This window comes from Sporosarcina sp. FSL W7-1283 (genome assembly GCF_038003105.1).
In the GTDB taxonomy this organism is placed as follows: Bacteria; Bacillota; Bacilli; order Bacillales_A; family Planococcaceae; genus Sporosarcina; species Sporosarcina newyorkensis.
In genome coordinates this window covers 2585362-2602900 of the sequence record NZ_JBBOOL010000001.1, presented here as the reverse complement: position 1 = coordinate 2602900, position 17539 = coordinate 2585362, and the positions used below count along the sequence as shown (strand labels likewise).

Here is a 17539-nt window from a genome sequence, read left to right as displayed (position 1 = left end):
TCTATCTTTAAGCCTTTGTTCCACGACTTTAAAAAATTCTAGGTCTGTGGGACAAGTTTTTATGGATACACATTCATGCTTATTCCATTGGGAGGGCTGCTTCATTTCCTTCTACATCTTTGTATTAAAATTGAATATGAAGCAATAGGGAATATCGAATAATGGAGACGATGAAAATGACTAATTATATTTGTTCAGTATGTAATGAAACTTATCCGATTTAAGAAACTCGCTGGAAATGTGAATGTGGCGAACTGCTGAACCTGTTAAAATCCGAAGTAGGTTCAATAAAAGATCCATGGACAAGCCATCCATCGATTTGGCGATATGCGTCTTCAGTGAACGCTGGAGAAGATTTGGCAGGATGGTCATCTGTTACTCTAGGTGAAGGTCAAACGCCTTTACTTGTATTAGATGAAGCAGAGTCAAGTACTTTTGTGAAAAAAGAATTTATGATGCCGACACTTTCATTTAAAGATCGTGGCGCTGCAGTATTAGTAACTCTGGCAAAACAACTAGGCGTGAAAAAAATGATTGCAGACAGTAGTGGGAATGCAGGAACAGCAATTGCTGCTTATGGTGCAAGAGACGGAATTGAATGTGATGTTTATGTGAGTGCCGATACTTCACCCAAAAAACTTGCGCAAATTAAGGCACATGGAGCAAAGGTTAAAGCTATTAAAAGGATAAGAGAAGATGTGGCTGTTGCGGCCCAATTAGCTGTTGAAGAAGAACAAGATTTTTTTGCCAGGCATGTCTATAATCCATATTTTTACGAAGGAACGAAAACATATGCGTTTGAGATTTTTAAGCAGTTAAAAAAAGCACCCGATACAGTGATTGTTCCAGTAGGCAACGGAACATTAGTATTAGGAGTATATTATGGTTTCAAGGAACTTTTAGAGGTGGAAAAAATTGAACGTATGCCAAAGATTGTAGCCATTCAAGCTGAAAATTGCGCACCACTGGCTAAAGCGTTTGAAAAACAAGAGTTAATTGCAAAGCCCGTTCGTATTGAAGGAACTTTAGCAGAGGGGATTGCCATTGCAGTGCCAGCAAGGTCGAAGCAAATATTAGAAGCAATCCGAGAAACTGAAGGCACAATTATTACATTTGGCGAAGAAGCAATAGCTGAATCTCGTAAAAAACTTGCAACGAAAGGATTCTATGTAGAAATCACTTCAGCTATTAATTATGCAGGGTACTTAAAGTATTCGAAGTCTCAAGATGAGGTAATTATAATCCCTTTATGTGGAGCTGGCATTAAGTCGAATTAGAATTAAAGGATGCTTCCATAAAAATCAAACTTTAGTTCAAAGCCCTATATTGTTAGCGAGGAATTAGCTTATAAACTTTCATAAACACGCAAAAAACACAAGTGGAGGATTGAAACCACTTGTGTTTTTTTGAATGTGCAAAGTAGACCTTATCCTATTCGGTCTCCTAAGTAATTAGTTCTTTTATTCAATAAGTCTTGTGATCGATCCTTTCGTATAGTTAAATAAATGCATATCTGCGTCTTTTTATAAGATGTTTATTTTTTTATGCAAAGTTTTGAATGGAAAATTTAAAAATGTTGTAACGAAACCTGAAATTTATGGATATATAAGTGATTAGCCATTTGAGATGTTGATTTACTATAAAGAAATGGTAAATTAGATCAACAAAATACCTTTCATTGAGATAGGTTACTCGAATTCGAATCATTCCAAGTTGGACGAGGGAGGTAGGCAGTGGATAAAGATACTATATATCAAGAATATGGAGATTTTATTTTCAAGTATTTGTTCACTTTAACGAATGACTTTCATTCAGCAGAAGAATTAACACAAGAAACATTTTATCAAGCAGTAAAGTCCATTAATAACTATCATAGCAATGGTAAAGCAAAATTCTCTACATGGCTTTGTTCGATTGCTAAAAACGTTTGGTTACAAGAAACCAATCGCAATAATAAAAAACAGCAGCTGGTAACATCACTAAGTCTTGAAGAGACAAAATTTTACGATCTGGAGGAAGAGTATATACGACATGAAGATGTAATGGAATTCTTTAAAAAAGCACGGCGGCTTAGTGAGGAAAAAAGAGAAATACTATATCTTCGATTGTTGGGTGACTTATCTTTTAAAGAGATAGGAACCGTATTTGAAAGAACAGAAAACTGGGCAAGAGTAACTTTTTACCGCGCAAAATTAGAATTAAGGAAGGGTGAATAATGCGATGGAACATAGTGTTTTTAAGGATTTAGCCCCTGCTTATATCGAAGGGCTAACTAGTGAGAAGACCAACAACCAAATGAATAAACACATGGGACAATGTGAAGAATGCAGAAGTTATCTAAACGAGATGAAAGAAGAGTTTTTCCGAAAAGATGAAAATGAGCGAACAAAGGAAAAAAGAAATATTGATTACTTCAAAAAAGTACGCACCAACAACAGAAAAAAGGTTTTGGTTATTGTCTTATCATTAGTATCCGTTTTTCTTCTATTGATTGCGACTTATTATATTATGTTTGTAGACATGCGATTAGCAAATGCCGACAACGTGGAGGCAAACATTCAAAGCCAAGATATGACTACTACACTTACCTTCAAACCATCTAAAAAAAATCGCTATCTTTTAACGATGGAAAATTCGGATGAAGGATATATAAATTCTATATTTGTCTATGAAATGAGAGATGATTTTACCCCTTCGACAAAACTTTTGAAAGACGGAATTAGCATTCGATATACTTTTGTAGATAACAATACACTTTTGCTTGATGATGGAAAAAAACAAAAAATAAAAGATGAAGATAAAGTAACTATACATTATAAAGATAGTACTGACGAAATACTTGTAAAAGATCTATACGAAATCGAATGATATAAACAGAGAGTTAAAGTTTAGAAACAAACCTGCGAGATGGTCTATGAAAATAAGCATTCACTTCAATAAAAAGATCCCTTTTGAAAAATCAAAAGGGATCTTTTTTTATCCTATGCTTATTAATCACTGAACAATTTGCCGTCAGTGATTCTGTTAACCGCTTTGTGCAATAAGGGTTGAACGAACGCAAACGTAACAATAATGATCAATATGAATACAGCATATTGAAGAAAGGGACTTGCAAAGCTCTTTGCAATCCAGTTCCCAATATAATAAATACAAACGGTTCCAATTAAAACGGCAACTAGGTAAGCAACAAGTGAAAGGAAGACTTGTTTAACGGATAAACCTAAAATGATTTGTCTTTTTTTAAAAAGAAGCCGTAGTGCAATGAATAGACAAAAAAGCATGATCAGTAATTTTAACAATTTTTCAACACCTGCCTGTATCCATAAAATTTACCCCTTCTATAGCGAGTCGCACAAATTCCTTAGACTGGACACAAACCCTTCTGTCTGCTCAGCTGTCCGTTTTCTCGGACCCCGCAACCTTCCTCCAGCACGTCTGATTTTCTGGGCTTGGTGTCGCGCAGCAAGCAATTGGTCAATATTTTCATTTGTATACAGTCTGCCATTTTGATCGATTGGCAAACCTTGTTTCGCCAGTGCCATAGCAGCCAATCCATAATCCTGTGTGATGACAATATCGCCTTTTTTGATTCGGTTCACCAATACAAAGTCCACGGCATCTGCGCCTTTTGAAACGGTAATTGTCTCCGCGCCTTCTCGATGCATTTCATGGGCCGTGTCGCAAATCAACACGCAAGGCAACTTGAATTCATTGGCAAGCGCAATTGTTTCTTGAATGACAGGGCAGCCGTCCGCATCCACTAAAATAGTTGTCAAAATGTCGAACTCCTTCCGCTTCACTTAGTAGGTTTAGTATAACAAATTTGGGGAAAGATAAGGGAAAACAGGAGACTGAGGTGACATGTATGGCTGATTTACCGAAGGGCGAAAGATCTACCGTGGAACAGCGCGAGCAATATGGACGTGAAATTGATGCGCGTAATGCTGCATTGGAAAATGTTGAAGTACCTCCGGAAACGAGAGCACTGGCAGATCACGAAATTCCGCCACCGCTGTCAGAAGAGGAAATTCGTGCAAAAGTTGGGGAGCAAAACTACCAAAATTCCAACGATGACATTGCACCGACAGCTATTAATAGCTAACAGAATAGCAGTTTGGATTGAAAGGAGCATCTTGAATGTTCCTTTTTTGTTTGGCAAACTGTCCATGAAACCAACGTATCACTCAAACCGTATACAATGGTATAACAAACTAATAATGGAGTGATAGTAAATGAATGAAGGATATTTTGTCGGGTGGGGGACGCTCGCACTCATTAATGCGGTACTCGCGCAAGGGAAGAATCGAAGCGGCTTCAATTGGTTCTTGCTGTCTTTACTGCTCGGTCCCATTGCAACGCTAAGCTTAGCGCTCTTCGATAAAAAATGATAAACTATTTAGAGAAGCGAAATAATGAGGGGAGCTACTAATACATGCAAATTAACGCAGAAATTTTATTCGCAAATGATGGACAGTTAACGAAAAATCAACTGGTGAAACAATTCGTAAACAATCAATCTGGAGGACATTCTTCATTTGTTCTCGAAGGAAAACAAGTCGTTGTCTTAAAAGACAAGCAATGGAAATCACTCGACGATATCCGCAACATTGCGGGTGAAGTATCCCGAGACTTATCTGCGCAAAAAGTGCAAACAGCAACGATCAGCGCAGAGCAATTAGAACAAAAATGGTTGTCTGCTGACGAAGCGGTAACGGCATTTGTGGAGGGCTGGCATCTCGGAGCGTATCACTTCGATCGCTACCAATCCAAGAAAGCGAATCCTATTACAGTGTTAGAAATAAAAGATGCGGACCAAGCGGCAGTGAAAGCAGGAGTAGTCCGTGCAGAAGCGATGAAGTTTTCCCGCGATCTGATGAATGAATTATCTGATGTTCTCAACCCGCAAACGTATCCGAAAGTGCTGAAAGACTATTTTAAAGGTACAAAGGTAAAAGTGGATGTACTCGGCAAGAAAGAAATTGAGGAGCGCCAAATGAATGGAGTCCTTACAGTTTGCCGTGGTAGTAAGTATGAGCCTTCATTTGTTGAAATGACTCTACAAACCGATGCTTCAAAACCACTTGTTGCGCTTGTTGGAAAAGGTGTAACATACGATTCTGGCGGCATCAGCTTAAAAGGTGGACGAGACGATAGTGATATGCGAATGGACATGGGTGGATCGGCAGCAGTATGCGGTGCGATGTCACTTCTTGCGTATTCTGATGCGAAAGTAAATGTCGTTGCGTTGATTCCGATGGTGGAGAACACACCTGGACCGGAAGCGGTAATGCCTGGTGAAGTCATTCAATATAAGAATGGCATAAGCGTACAAGTCGGCAATACGGATGCGGAAGGTCGCTTGATTCTGGCGGATGGCTTGATTCGTGCAGAAGAATTAGGCGCAGAGTATACAGTCGATATTGCGACATTGACAGGGGCCGTAGTCAGCGCACTCGGTACGGAAGTCGGCGGTGTCTTTGGTGATGAGGAATTAGCCTTTAAAATGAAGAAAATTGGCGATCAAAACGGTGATTTCATCTGGCCGCTTCCTTTAGTTGATGTCTATGAAGAATCATTGGATAGCGCATACGCGGATTGTAATAATATCAGCTCGATGTCTGAAGCGGGTGCAATCACAGCGGGTCTCTTCTTGCGTAAATTTGCACCGAAGAAGAACTGGTTGCATGTGGATATGGCAGGCGTCATGGATAAGCAGAAGACGAAAGGCTATTATACGAAGTCGGCAACGGGATATGGTGCACGATTGCTTGCGGATTACACTACATCATTGAAATAATAACAGTGATCCAATTTATACTAATCTGTTACAAATACAAGAAAGCATTGCATTATGCATTGCTTTTTTGTATGTGTTTTGATCTATTGGAATTAATCTTATAGTAAACGTATGAACAACGCGAATTTCTATTAATCAAGTACAGTGAGTTTAATGGTTTATTCTCATTAATATGTAACATTCGGAAAGGAAGTGTGCATGAGTGTCGGTTGTTTTGGAAGCGCGTAATGTTAGTAAGGATTTTGATGGGAATCGTTTGTTTGAGAATATATCCTTTACTTGTAAAAAGAAATCAGTGTTGTTTGTTCAGGGGAGCAATGGTTCAGGTAAGAGTACATTGTTAAAAGTTTTAGCAGGCATTTACGAACCAACAGATGGTAAAGTGATTAGGAATACGAACAAAATTGGATATGTACCAGAACACTTTCCCGAAGGCATTCGTTTTAAAGTGAAAGAATACTTGTCTCTTACAGCTTCCTTTCATGCGGCTGAAGAGGGGAAAGAACAGCTGATTGCAAACTATGTTGATTTATTTGATTTAAGTCCTTTTTTATCTATGCCCCTTGAGGCTTGTTCAAAAGGTACGAAACAGAAAGTGGGGATTATTCAAGCATTGCTCATGCGCCCTGAAATCCTTCTTTTAGATGAGCCGCTAACTGGATTGGATCTGAAATCACAACAAACATTGATCTCTGTATTGCAAGAGATTCGAGGGCAAATGCCAATCCTATTTACAGCACATGACGAGGGATTAGTTTCACAAATGGCAACAGATATTTTACATATTAGTTCCGGAAAAATGACTTCCTATCAGCCACACTTTAAAAAGGAAAAGTGGATCCGCGTACAGTTTATTGATGAAAAGGACTTAGGTTTTATACCGCCTAACCGAATACAATTTGACGGCAATACAGCACTAATTACTGTGGATCAAGAAAAAAGTGATGAACTATTACTGAAGTTGCTCCAAATGAACTGCTCCATACTGGAAGTGAAGGAGAAAGCATGATAATGCCAGGTTACATTAAATATCAACTGAAAAGTTATATCCGCTCGTTGACATTCATTCCACCAATCACCTTATTCGGAGCATGGATTATCATTTTTTATACATACAGCGGTGTTCCAATTTTGAGCAGTTATGCAGTTACATGTATTTCATTATATTTAATTATGACGTGGGTGGCGATGTCTGTATTTTCATTAGAGGAAAATGGAGAAAAAGATTTGTTGATTGTTCAACTGAAAAGCAAACGTTTGTACTTATATGGTAAATGGTTCGTCTGCTTCCTCTTTGCGTTTGTGATGGGTATGAGTGCAATAGTGTATCCATTAACCTTTTCTATATTTAAGGAAGACATTCAAATGCTTCAATTGGGTGTTGTCATTTACGGACATTTGGTGTCAGCAATATTCGGTATATTGCTCGGATCCTTTTTCTCTATTATAAAGAAGGATTCAAAACGGTTTGCATGGCTCTCATCCATGTTCGTCATTGCCGTGTCATTGGCGGGGGAAGGAATTGCGGAGAAGCTGTCTATATTTAAATGGATTCTTTTACCGTTTCCTCCCATAACCCAAGTCATTATCCATTTTACAGATGATGCATTGTATGGCATTGCAATGGATTTTTGGATGGATGCGATGTGGATAGTGGTTTATATCATACTGGCATTCATATTGACGATAAGATTGTTTATAAAAAAGGAATAAGTCGCCTGATTGGGTGCTTAATTATTGACCGATTATTCAGCATCTAAACTAAAAAACACCGCTAATTCTCAAAAAATTAGCGGCATCTTCATTTCATCAATCTTTTATTGGGCTATGCAACCAGTTCTCTAGGTATATGCTCAGTGAAGAATCTTAATAAAAGAAGTTAAGGAAAGTTGTTCTGTTATTCTAGTTTCACCTGTTTTTGAGAATCCGTTTATTTCATAGAAACGTACTGCGGGCGTGTTTTTGGTTCCTGTTGATACGATAATTTTATCAATTTCTTTCTCACTGCCTTCAACGAATGCCAATAACATATTGGCGATGCCTTTTCTGAAGTGCTTTGGGTGCACCATTAATCGGTGTATATCTAGGACATTCTTTTCTACCTTAATGGAAATTACCCCACTTAACTCCCCGTCCTGTTCATAATGACCATAAAAAATTTCATCGCACTGTTGTAATGTTTTGATGGTATCTTTCAATGGAGGTATCTCGTAGAAGTCAATTAACTCTGCCTCTACATTATAAGAAAGCAGTTGAAGTTTTAATAGTTCTTCAGCAATTGTTTCATTCTTTATATCAATTTTTTTTATCATGATCTTTCTCTCTTTCCGCTTTGCTGAAAATTTGTCGTTTCGTTTTCATTCGATAATAATATTTCCTACATATTGAGCGTTACCCTTATCAGAAATCAGCTGTACCTCGAGCACATATTTGCCTTTTTCTTTTGGAAAATAAAAGCTTCGGTCGTCATGTAATTCCAATTCTATCTGCTTATCATTTTCCCACACTGCTACGCTAAGCTCTTCGACAGCAAAATCCTGACTATCAAATTCTATATCCACTTTCTGCTTAGAACTGAAATGCAAAGGTTCTTGGCTTTTTGCAAAAGCTACATAGTCTTCCGTTACTTTTTTGTATACCTTATCAGAATTCCAATCAATATTCGTCTCAATTAATTTGACACTTTCTAAGGTGTTAGGATCTGATAAAAGAACAGTGGGTGGAGTAAAATCATACTCCTCACCGAAACAACCAGTTAGCGTAAACACGGACATGAATCCAATAAGTAATTTGACGAACGTTTTCATAACTCACCTTTTCAATTTAAATCATTTACTTTTAAATAGGTTATTACTAGTTATCAATAATAGTACATGGTAATAGATAGTGGATGCCGCAAATCCAATGAGACTATACCAAAAGAGGATAGACAGTGAATTATCTCCTGGCATCAAAATTAGAGGGAAGACAGTGCCAACTAATAGACCTGCAATTGAATAGAATATCAGTCTTTTAATGTACTTGTTTTTCTTTGAATGCAGATTTCCTAATTCAGATAATTTATCAATCAGTATCGAACAAGGGATCCCGACCATAAGAAAAACAGGTCCAGCATATAATATGACGAAAAAAGCTGTTTCAAAGAATCCGAAGTAATACGTATTATATTCACGCTGTGACTGCGGAACATAGGAAATAGATGAATAAATGACAGCGAAAATAATAGCTGCAACTATTGCTGCTAACAACCTTTTTATGAAAGTCACCTCCATGTTAACTTTAGATTAATTTTACCATACAAATAAGCAGTTTTATTTTTGTTTAGTGGCATGGATTATAGCTAACTTAAATAGATTCACTTCATTAGCATTAATCCAACAGCGGATTAATGCTTTTTTCCTTGATTCGTGATATATGTTGCTGAGCGATCACTTTTACTCACTGATTAAAAATGAAATTATAAAAACGTGACGCTTCCATTCCAGATTCCGTCTAAGTATATAGAAAGAGGTGAACATCTTTGAAAGAAGACGACTTGGTTGAATGGTTCGATGAATATGGAGAATCTATTTTAAGCTACATACTCTTAATGGTGAGAGATTATCAACAAGCAGAAGATTTGACCCAGGAAACGTTCCTGAAAGCACATAAGAATTATTCGAAATTTGAACAGCAATCGACAGCGAAAACGTGGTTATTTGCTATTGCTTTTAATGTCACACAAGACTATTTCAGAAAAAAACATCCGCTGCAACATTATTTAGGTTTAACAATGCATGAAAAAGATTTCAAGCCTATGCCTGAACAGATTGTTGCGATGAATGATCAAACGGAACAACTTTACCGGACGATTCAACAATTAAAGCTGACTTATCGGCATGTAATTATTTTGAGGAAATTAAAAGAGTTTTCTACTGCAGAAACAGCCGACATTCTAAACTGGTCTGAAAGCAAGGTCAAAATGACGTTGAAACGAGCCTTGGCTGAATTGAAAAATGAACTGATAAAAGGAGGGTTTACCTATGAAAGATTTCATGGATGAAGAATTTAAGGATCTGGAACAAGAACTAAAGATGACGAAAGAATCCAAAAGTCAACTACGAACTAAAATTATGAATGGCACAATTCGCAGCAAAAGATGCCAAACAAAACAGTACCTTTATGTTGCAGTCATGGTATGTATGGCTTTTTTCATCCTGTCTCCTTTTTATTCAACTACTATGGCTGGTCTTGCTGCGAAGGTTTTGCCTATATCGATTACGCCTAGTATTTCAGACGGTGAGGACACGTCCGATTTAACAGAACAACTGTTTAAATTAGTGGAAGCGGAGGGGTATGCGGTGAGTTCGGTAGGGGTCTTGCCATCTCCATACCTCATTGAAATAGCACTCGAACTGAATGATTCTACGTTGAAGCAAGCTACAAAAGAACTTGAACCGAAAATACTGGGCTTTTTATCGGAAAATGGCTATGACAGCTATGAAGTGAAGATTCTTCAAGCATTGGATACACCACGTCCACAAAAATCAAATGATCTTTATGATCAAGTACGTGAGATTGTGAAGGAAGTGTTTACAGCGTATGGTTATGCCGAAGAAGCAGATCATGAATTGGCAGGTTTGAAGACATCCTGGATTTCGAACACCGTCACCATTGATATGCCGGATCATATTTTAGAGAGCACGGAAATTATCGCAGATATTGAAAATGAAATAAAGAAAGAAAAGTTAAAGGTGAAGGATGTAAAAGTAACAACCTTCAATTTGGAACATCGGCAGCAAGATAACCGATGGGCCTATATTGTATCGGATATACACGATGCATTGGCAGGGAAATCAAGGTATCAACTGGAAGGTATATCGTATAAAGTGAAAAACGGGCGTGCCTATGTATATATTAAATCAAACTTGGACCAACTGACTTCTAAAGAAACTACGGAAGAAATTGAACAGGCGATACGGGAATATTTAGCTCTTCCAGAGATACAAGAGATCATTCGTGATGACAAGTACACAATTCAATTAATGGAAGATAAGGAAACACCTTTCATTGAAATAGCAAATTAAGTTGAGAGGATTATTGGAATAAGTAGGAATTTCTTCCGGTTTAACGAAGTATACAGCAGGGGGGATTAAGTTGAAAAAGATATTTGCGCAGCATTCACAATCATAATGTTGACAGCTTGTTTAGAAAAAAACCCAATGAATATCAATTTAAAGGTGAAAGTGAACATTGGAAAGCTGTATATAATTATAAAGGAACAGAGGTAAAGTGAAAAAGATGGGGACAAAACTTATTCAACTAACGATCAGTATACGTTTGATTTAATATACAAAGGCGAGGTAGCGGAGCTGGCTACCATGAAAAAAATTGAATACTCCTACCTAAAATTCTATTAGGAAATGTGAAATGAATCTATTACAAGGAATATTTAAGTGTTCTTATAGAATTTAAAATTGTTGATATGAGATAAGTGGCTGGGACATAACTTCAAAAATGCATGAAGGACAAATTTCGCCTTCATGCATTTTTTCTATTGTACGCCATATTTACAGGCTCACCCATTTAGTATTCAAGAGCGTGCCTTTTGGAGCGCAGGGGAACGGACTATGTTTTCGTTCTGTCATAGCCTCTTTTTATGTACACAAAACCACTTCTCGAGAAAATGTCCCTTTCCGCGCAAGGCACCGGTCCGCCACATGAAACCCAGCTACTGCAAGCATCTCATCCATGTTTTCAATCGTAATGATCAAACAGCTTTTGGCAAAACGACGGGCTTCCTTCAAAATCTCCAGTTGTCCCTCAGCTGTAATATGCGTAAACAAATTATAAGGCATGTCGATAATCGCAATGTCATACGTTTCTTTCACTTCTGAGATTGGTCCGATTGTCACAGTGCCTTCCAAGCCGAAATACGCAATGTTTTTTCTTGAACCATAGACGACTAGCGGATTAATATCCCGTCCCTCGATCGGAATCCCCATCGATAAAGCTTCCACCAGCACGGTCCCGATTCCACAGCATGGATCGATCACCCGCACACCTTCAGGATGTGGCACAGCAATATTCACAGCTGCTCTTGCCAATCGAGTACCGAGCGCAGTCGAATACATATGGGGCTTTTGTTGATGTGCATGCCAGTCGGATGAACTTCGGGTCAGCTTTCCTGCATACCACTGATCCGCCAATTGTATAATCCCAATCAATACTTTGGGATCATCCAGCTCAGGCTCACCCTTTATTTGTAGTCCGACATTTCGTTCGACTTTACGGCGTTCGGCATGACCGATCTTCGGGGTACCGGCCAGCTCCATATCATTGAGGCAAACCGTCTTGAATGATTGGCCAATTTCTAGTTCAGAAGCTTGTTTTGCCAATGAATCCGCACTATCTGCCTGAATCCATACATCAAGTCGTGCTTGCATAAATGGACTGCGTGATGGATTGATTTCCATATCGCTCTGGATGACATTGTCCTGCACGTCTTTTCCGAAAAAAGCACGCATTTCCATCTGACATAGTTCTTGCTCATCACGATGGCGGATATACGTATAAATAAATTTTGGAGACCTCACTTACTTACCTGCTTTCATTTGGTTGCGCAGACCATCTAGTGCTTGGTGAAGAAGTTGAAGCACTTGCTCGATTGGCATGGACTCTTCAAAACCTTCAATTGGATCAAGCGGCATATTCACTTCCCACAGACCTTCGTTATCTGAAAAAGAGATACTGAATCCAATGAGTTGTTGCTGAAGGATGGATTCGATATAAGAACGAATCGCATCTCCTTCTTTTTTCTTCCCTTGTAAACCGAAAAGCACCATATATGTTCCAAAAATATCATCTACTTCAATTACGAGTGAATCCACTTTGTAGTCGTCAAAGTCAGGGGATTCTACGTAAAGAAATTCAGGTAAGTGAGATTTTAGATAGGATATCGGCTCCTTTAAAAAGGCGGAGTCTGCGCTGCGTAGTGTTTCTTCAGTTTCCTTTAGACAGATTTCCAATGCATCAATTGTTAATGGGTTCATTTCGTTCACTCCTCGTTAGTAAGTATACCGGATTCATTTTCGGGATACCACGGATTTAAATGAATTAACACTTCGTCGACATCTTCATTTTGCGCCATGATCATATTTCGGATCCTGCTCGAAATTACATGACCTTCTTGAACCGTCAAATTTCCCTCTACACCAATTCGAATATCGACCAGCACGTAATGGCCATGTTCTCTCGCGCGAAGACGATCGATTCTCTTCACTTCAGGTACAGAGAGAATAACTGTTTCAAACGCAGCGAGACGTTCATCGCTGACACTTTTCTCCATAAGAATATCCATACTCTCTTTACCGATCTCCATTGCTAACCGAAAAACGAGAACCGACACGACGATACCGGCAAATGGATCGCCATAAGAAAGGAAGGGAATGTCAAAAAGATCTCCAACTAACGCCAGGCCAATCCCGACGACTGCGGCGAGTGAAGCGTAGACATCTGCCAAATGATCGTATGCCGTTGCGATCAATCCTTTACTATTTTCCTTTTTCCCGATGCGCATCGTATAGACGTACAGTACATACTTCCAAATGAATGAGATCACTGCCGTCAACAAAGCAATTTTGCTGGCCGTTGCAGGTTCTTCGAATAGCGCCTTTACCGCTTCGAATGCGATATAAATGGCGGCTAGTCCTAAAATGATCGCGACAATACCGGACCCGATCACTTCTGCCTTGCCGTGACCATATGGGTGATCTTCATCAGCAGGGCGTTTTGAAATCTGCATAGAAGTTAGAGCAGCGGCTGAAGCGACGACGTCTCCTGCGTTATGGAAGCCGTCGGCAAGTAACACAGGGCTTCTAAAAACAAACCCGACGATTAGTTTTAAAACGGTTAAGACGATATTGCTCAGCAAACTAATCCAGATTGCCATAATAGCAGAAGCAGAATGATTTTGACTTTGATTGAGATTGATCATTATTTTTTTCCCCCTCTACTAGTGTTTCCTATAAGCAACAAAAAAACCTCACCTGTTGTAGGTGAGGTTTGAAACATTTTTAATTGTTGGATTTGGTTAAGAATTTTCATTGCGATCACTCATTCATTTGTAGTTAGTCCATTATCCCATGAAACGATATTCTATGCAACTGAGGAGAGACAGACCACTTAATCCTGCGTGACTCTCGGTTTGCCCTGCGCGAAAGCAATTACAAAACCAATCAAGCCGAACACTAAAACTGGCACGATCCAGCCGACACCTTGCTCATATAGGGGCAAGTATCCGAGTACCTTGACTACAGGTTTCAACTCCAAGCCAAAAGCAATCAGCATATCAAAGAGTCCGATTACACCAGCGGCGACTAAACCGAATATGTATACTTCATGGTAACCTCTGAACACCTTATGGAATAGGCGGAATGAAATCAGTACGATTGCTAACGGATAGATACCGATCAACACTGGAATCGTCACAGCAAGCAATTTCGTCAGACCAATATTCGCGACGATCGTGGAAAACCCGCAAATAATGACCACAAATGCTTTATAAGGAATCGCTGTAACGACTCTTGAAAGATACGTGGCACTGGCGGATACCAATCCTACCGACGTCGTCAAACAAGCGAGTGTAACCGCAGCTCCAAGCAGGTATAGTCCGTTATTTCCCATTAATGCATAAGCGAGCTTTGCCAATATATCTCCACCGTTCGTTGCACCGGCTGCTACGCCACGGCTTGTTGTTCCTAGATAGGCGAGCCCAGCATATACGAGACTCAATCCGACAACCGCAATCAGACCTGCTCTCATCGTAATGGAGGTAATGGCTTTCCTATCTGTAATTCCTTTTGCTTTCACCGCGTTAATGACGATAATAGAGAAAACGAGCGCGGCCATCGCGTCCATCGTGCCGTATCCTTCTATAAATCCTTTAATGAAGAAATCTTCTGCAAAAGCACCTTGAGGCGCTCCTGCCGCATCCAATGGATTAACAATACCGATCACAACAATAAGCGTTACGATGGCAAGAAGCACAGGTGTCAAAAGGCTGCCAAAACGATCGACCATTTTATTCGGTTTCATTGAAAGCCAAACCGTCACAGCGAAGAAGACGATCGAAAATAGCGCCAATGCCAGCCCGTGATGAGAAGACGGTACAAAAGGTGACACGGCAATTTCAAAAGACACAGTTGCTGTTCGCGGTACACCGAAAAACGGTCCGAGTGCCAAATAGACGATAAATGGAAAGAATGTTGCGAATATAGGAGAGGCTTTTCCTGCCAAGTCACTCAGCTGATTTCCACTCATTGTCACAGCAATTACGCCAAGATAGGGAAGTCCTACACCAGTGATCAGAAATCCAGCAAGCGTGATCCACATTTGCGTTCCCGCTTGTTGACCAAGAAGTGGAGGAAATATCATATTCCCTGCGCCAAAAAAAAGGGCGAACATGGTCAGCCCTAGTTTTATCGTGTCAAACCTGGTAAAACTATTCATTTATAATTCCTCCTGAAGAACTCTGAGAAGCGCATGTATTTTGTTAATTTTCTGTATGCATATTAAATTCCAATCTGCTGCCGTAATACTATATGATATGTACTAATGTTCTGTCAAGTATACAGAATAGAATTCTCTGAATCACGTAATTGTACTCATGGAAAGCAAAAAAAGGATTCTCAAAATGAGAATCCTGCATCTATTACCCCATAATGTGATAGCCGGCATCCACATAAATCACTTCGCCTGTCACACCGCTAGACAAGTTGCTTAACATCGCAATTGTCATATCGGAAACTTCTTCCGGTTTGACATTGCGTTTCAGTGGAGCGCGTTCTTCGATTTGACCGAGAATCGTATTAAAGGAAGGAACTCCTTTAGCAGACAGTGTACGGACCGCACCGGCAGAGATCGCATTGACACGAATATTCTGTTCTCCAAGTTCAGACGCCAAATAGCGTACAGATGCTTCCAAGGCTGCTTTGGCAACCCCCATTACGTTATATCCTTCAAGCACACGTTCCGCTCCTAAATAACTCATCGTTATGATTGCGCCGCCTTCTGTCATGTACTGGCGTGCTTCACGTGCTGCTGCAACCAATGAATATGAACTGGAGTCTTGCGCAAATGCATATCCATCACGGGTTGTTTCAACGAATGGATTACGCAAATCTTCTTGGTGTGCAAAGGCGACAGAATGCACAAGTCCGTGAATGACACCTACTTGTTCTCCGATCGTTTTGAAAGCTTGAGCCATGCTTTCATCACTATTCACATCACATTGCACGATTTGCGTAGCCTGCAGATCATTCTTTTCTAAAGCCTTCTCCAATTTCTCACGGGATCGATCTTTTCGATAAGTGAAAATAACATTCGCACCGACTGAAAATAATGCTTTCGCAACTCCCCAACCAATGCTGCGTTCATTTGCGACACCCATAATGACAATATTTTTTCCTGACAATTTTAATAAATCTACCATAATAACCTCCTGAATTTTCATTCGTCACTGTAGCTTCTAATACTCTTCATAATAGTACCATATTGTGCGATTGAAGATGTAGCTTTTCTACAGTAGCAAATTCACCTTTTTTGAATTGACTGTCAATAAATAAAAATACAGTTGACTTTATAATTATGCACAAGTATACTTAGCTGTAATGAATAATGAGGTGATGACGTTGAAGGTAGGAATCATAGGAGCGTCCGGGTATGGTGGCCTCGAATTGATTCGGTTGCTGCACAACCACCCGGAAATTGAGCAGATTGATTTATTCACATCCTCCGAAGTGGGGACTGTATTTTCTGAGAAATATCCGCATCTCGTGACGATTCACGACCAACCGATGCAGGCGATAGAGCAGGAACATATCCGGCAACTTGACACAGTTTTCTTCAGTACACCGGCAGGAGTGACCACTTCGTTACTTCCTCCTCTTGTAGGGGTAGGGCCGAAGCTAATCGACTTAGCAGGTGACTTCAGATTAAAAGATCCTTCTTTATATGAAGAGTGGTATCAAAAAGACGCCCCTGAAATGAAATTTTTGGAGAAAAGTGTGTATGGGCTGCCCGAATGGAATAAAGAGCAAATCAAAGAGGCGGAGTTTATTGCAAATCCGGGTTGCTATCCAACGGCGGTGTTACTTTCATTGTTGCCGCTATTAAAAAATGAATTGATCGATGGCAGCCAGTTAGTCATCGATGCAAAAAGCGGGGTTTCCGGCGCTGGTAATAAACCGAGTGCGGTAACGCATTTCAGTGAAACGAATGAAAACTTCTCCATCTATAAACTTCATCAGCATCAGCATATACCTGAAATCGAGCAGGCGATGAATCTATTCGCGAATCAGCCTGAACCGATCACATTCACAACGCATCTCGTGCCGATGACGAGAGGAATTATGGCAACAAGCTATGCAAAAGTGAATAAACAGGTAACTGAAAAACAACTACTAGACTGTTTAAGAGAAACCTATAAAGAGAGTCCATTCGTCCGAGTCCTGACAGATATCCAGAAGATCGGAACGAAACAAGTATACGGCTCCAATTATTGTGATATACATGTCAAGGTAGATCCGCGCACAAATCGAGCGACGATAGTAGCTGTCATCGATAATCTTGTAAAAGGAGCTTCCGGCCAAGCGATCCAAAATATGAACATTTTATATGGTCTGGATGAAACGACTGGAATTGATAATATTCCATTATTTATTTGATAAGAAGCTCACACAGAAAATACCGGAATTGAGGGGA

At 39.6% G+C, this 17539-nt stretch carries 20 protein-coding genes and 1 pseudogene; 11 read left to right on the top strand and 10 right to left on the bottom strand.

The genetic code is table 11. The features are described 5' to 3' along the window. The first annotated feature begins 176 nt into the window (after positions 1–176). The 3 genes and pseudogenes from MKY93_RS13410 to MKY93_RS13400 all read left to right on the top strand — a co-directional run bounded on the left by MKY93_RS13410 (position 177) and on the right by MKY93_RS13400 (position 2868). Positions 177–1277 (top strand): annotated as a pseudogene (locus tag MKY93_RS13410) (threonine synthase). Between the two features lie 456 nt (positions 1278–1733). Next, entirely contained in the window at positions 1734–2216 is a 483-nt protein-coding gene (locus tag MKY93_RS13405; RefSeq protein WP_009497909.1) for an RNA polymerase sigma factor, read from the top strand. Beyond that, on the top strand, positions 2209–2868 hold the full coding sequence (locus MKY93_RS13400) for a zf-HC2 domain-containing protein (protein WP_340759488.1): 660 nt from the start codon (positions 2209–2211) through the stop codon (positions 2866–2868). Before MKY93_RS13405 ends, MKY93_RS13400 begins: the two co-directional genes overlap by 8 nt. A gap of 122 nt (positions 2869–2990) precedes the next feature. Here the strand turns inward: MKY93_RS13400 and MKY93_RS13395 are convergent, their stop codons facing one another. Then, positions 2991–3299, bottom strand: a complete 309-nt coding sequence (locus MKY93_RS13395) for a hypothetical protein (protein ID WP_340759486.1) — start codon at positions 3297–3299, stop codon at positions 2991–2993. Between the two features lie 39 nt (positions 3300–3338). Further along, positions 3339–3776: a YaiI/YqxD family protein gene (locus MKY93_RS13390; protein WP_340759484.1), complete on the bottom strand. Its 438-nt coding sequence runs from the start codon at positions 3774–3776 to the stop codon at positions 3339–3341. Between the two features lie 89 nt (positions 3777–3865). Here MKY93_RS13390 and MKY93_RS13385 point away from each other — a divergent pair, with 89 nt between their 5' ends. The 5 genes from MKY93_RS13385 to MKY93_RS13365 all read left to right on the top strand — a co-directional run bounded on the left by MKY93_RS13385 (position 3866) and on the right by MKY93_RS13365 (position 7510). Beyond that, entirely contained in the window at positions 3866–4102 is a 237-nt protein-coding gene (locus MKY93_RS13385) for a hypothetical protein (protein ID WP_040759370.1), read from the top strand. Positions 4103–4232: 130 nt separating this feature from the next. Beyond that, positions 4233–4388: a hypothetical protein gene (locus tag MKY93_RS13380; protein WP_009497904.1), complete on the top strand. Its 156-nt coding sequence runs from the start codon at positions 4233–4235 to the stop codon at positions 4386–4388. Positions 4389–4432: 44 nt separating this feature from the next. Next, positions 4433–5797 carry a leucyl aminopeptidase family protein gene (locus MKY93_RS13375; RefSeq protein ID WP_340759481.1) on the top strand — a complete coding sequence of 455 codons (1365 nt, stop codon included), beginning with the start codon at positions 4433–4435 and terminating at the stop codon, positions 5795–5797. Positions 5798–5999: 202 nt separating this feature from the next. Then, positions 6000–6806: an ATP-binding cassette domain-containing protein gene (locus MKY93_RS13370; protein ID WP_078818166.1), complete on the top strand. Its 807-nt coding sequence runs from the start codon at positions 6000–6002 to the stop codon at positions 6804–6806. Positions 6807–6808: 2 nt separating this feature from the next. After that, on the top strand, positions 6809–7510 hold the full coding sequence (locus MKY93_RS13365; protein ID WP_040759369.1) for a hypothetical protein: 702 nt from the start codon (positions 6809–6811) through the stop codon (positions 7508–7510). A gap of 140 nt (positions 7511–7650) precedes the next feature. Here MKY93_RS13365 and MKY93_RS13360 read toward each other — a convergent pair whose 3' ends face one another. The 3 genes from MKY93_RS13360 to MKY93_RS13350 are packed head-to-tail and all read right to left on the bottom strand — an operon-like array spanning position 7651 to position 9045. Continuing rightward, entirely contained in the window at positions 7651–8109 is a 459-nt protein-coding gene (locus MKY93_RS13360; RefSeq protein WP_009497900.1) for a GNAT family N-acetyltransferase, read from the bottom strand. 45 nt (positions 8110–8154) lie between these two features. Further along, a complete protein-coding gene (locus tag MKY93_RS13355) occupies positions 8155–8571 on the bottom strand; it encodes a hypothetical protein (RefSeq protein WP_340759475.1) in 417 nt (138 codons plus the stop codon). Between the two features lie 54 nt (positions 8572–8625). Then, positions 8626–9045 carry a hypothetical protein gene (locus tag MKY93_RS13350; protein ID WP_040759367.1) on the bottom strand — a complete coding sequence of 140 codons (420 nt, stop codon included), beginning with the start codon at positions 9043–9045 and terminating at the stop codon, positions 8626–8628. A gap of 272 nt (positions 9046–9317) precedes the next feature. Between MKY93_RS13350 and MKY93_RS13345 the strand changes: the two genes are divergently transcribed. Further along, positions 9318–9839, top strand: coding sequence for an RNA polymerase sigma factor (locus MKY93_RS13345; protein WP_009497897.1), 522 nt, complete (start codon positions 9318–9320; stop codon positions 9837–9839). Continuing rightward, complete coding sequence (locus MKY93_RS13340; protein ID WP_340759471.1) at positions 9820–10863, top strand: DUF4030 domain-containing protein; 1044 nt, start codon at positions 9820–9822, stop codon at positions 10861–10863. Before MKY93_RS13345 ends, MKY93_RS13340 begins: the two co-directional genes overlap by 20 nt. A gap of 570 nt (positions 10864–11433) precedes the next feature. Here the strand turns inward: MKY93_RS13340 and MKY93_RS13335 are convergent. From MKY93_RS13335 to MKY93_RS13315, 5 genes are all read right to left on the bottom strand, one after another. Further along, the gene (locus MKY93_RS13335) at positions 11434–12372 is read right to left on the bottom strand and encodes a TRM11 family SAM-dependent methyltransferase (protein WP_009497895.1); all 939 of its coding nucleotides are present in this window, start codon (positions 12370–12372) and stop codon (positions 11434–11436) included. Continuing rightward, positions 12373–12828: a hypothetical protein gene (locus MKY93_RS13330; protein WP_040759364.1), complete on the bottom strand. Its 456-nt coding sequence runs from the start codon at positions 12826–12828 to the stop codon at positions 12373–12375. 5 nt (positions 12829–12833) lie between these two features. After that, on the bottom strand, positions 12834–13772 hold the full coding sequence (locus tag MKY93_RS13325) for a cation diffusion facilitator family transporter (protein WP_009497893.1): 939 nt from the start codon (positions 13770–13772) through the stop codon (positions 12834–12836). 188 nt (positions 13773–13960) lie between these two features. Next, positions 13961–15286, bottom strand: a complete 1326-nt coding sequence (gene brnQ / locus MKY93_RS13320; RefSeq protein WP_009497892.1) for a branched-chain amino acid transport system II carrier protein — start codon at positions 15284–15286, stop codon at positions 13961–13963. Between the two features lie 202 nt (positions 15287–15488). Beyond that, positions 15489–16268: an enoyl-ACP reductase FabI gene (locus MKY93_RS13315; RefSeq protein ID WP_340759466.1), complete on the bottom strand. Its 780-nt coding sequence runs from the start codon at positions 16266–16268 to the stop codon at positions 15489–15491. A 199-nt stretch (positions 16269–16467) separates the two neighbouring features. Here MKY93_RS13315 and argC point away from each other — a divergent pair, with 199 nt between their 5' ends. Next, positions 16468–17502 carry an N-acetyl-gamma-glutamyl-phosphate reductase gene (gene argC, locus MKY93_RS13310; RefSeq protein WP_040759359.1) on the top strand — a complete coding sequence of 345 codons (1035 nt, stop codon included), beginning with the start codon at positions 16468–16470 and terminating at the stop codon, positions 17500–17502. The last annotated feature ends 37 nt before the right edge of the window (positions 17503–17539 follow it).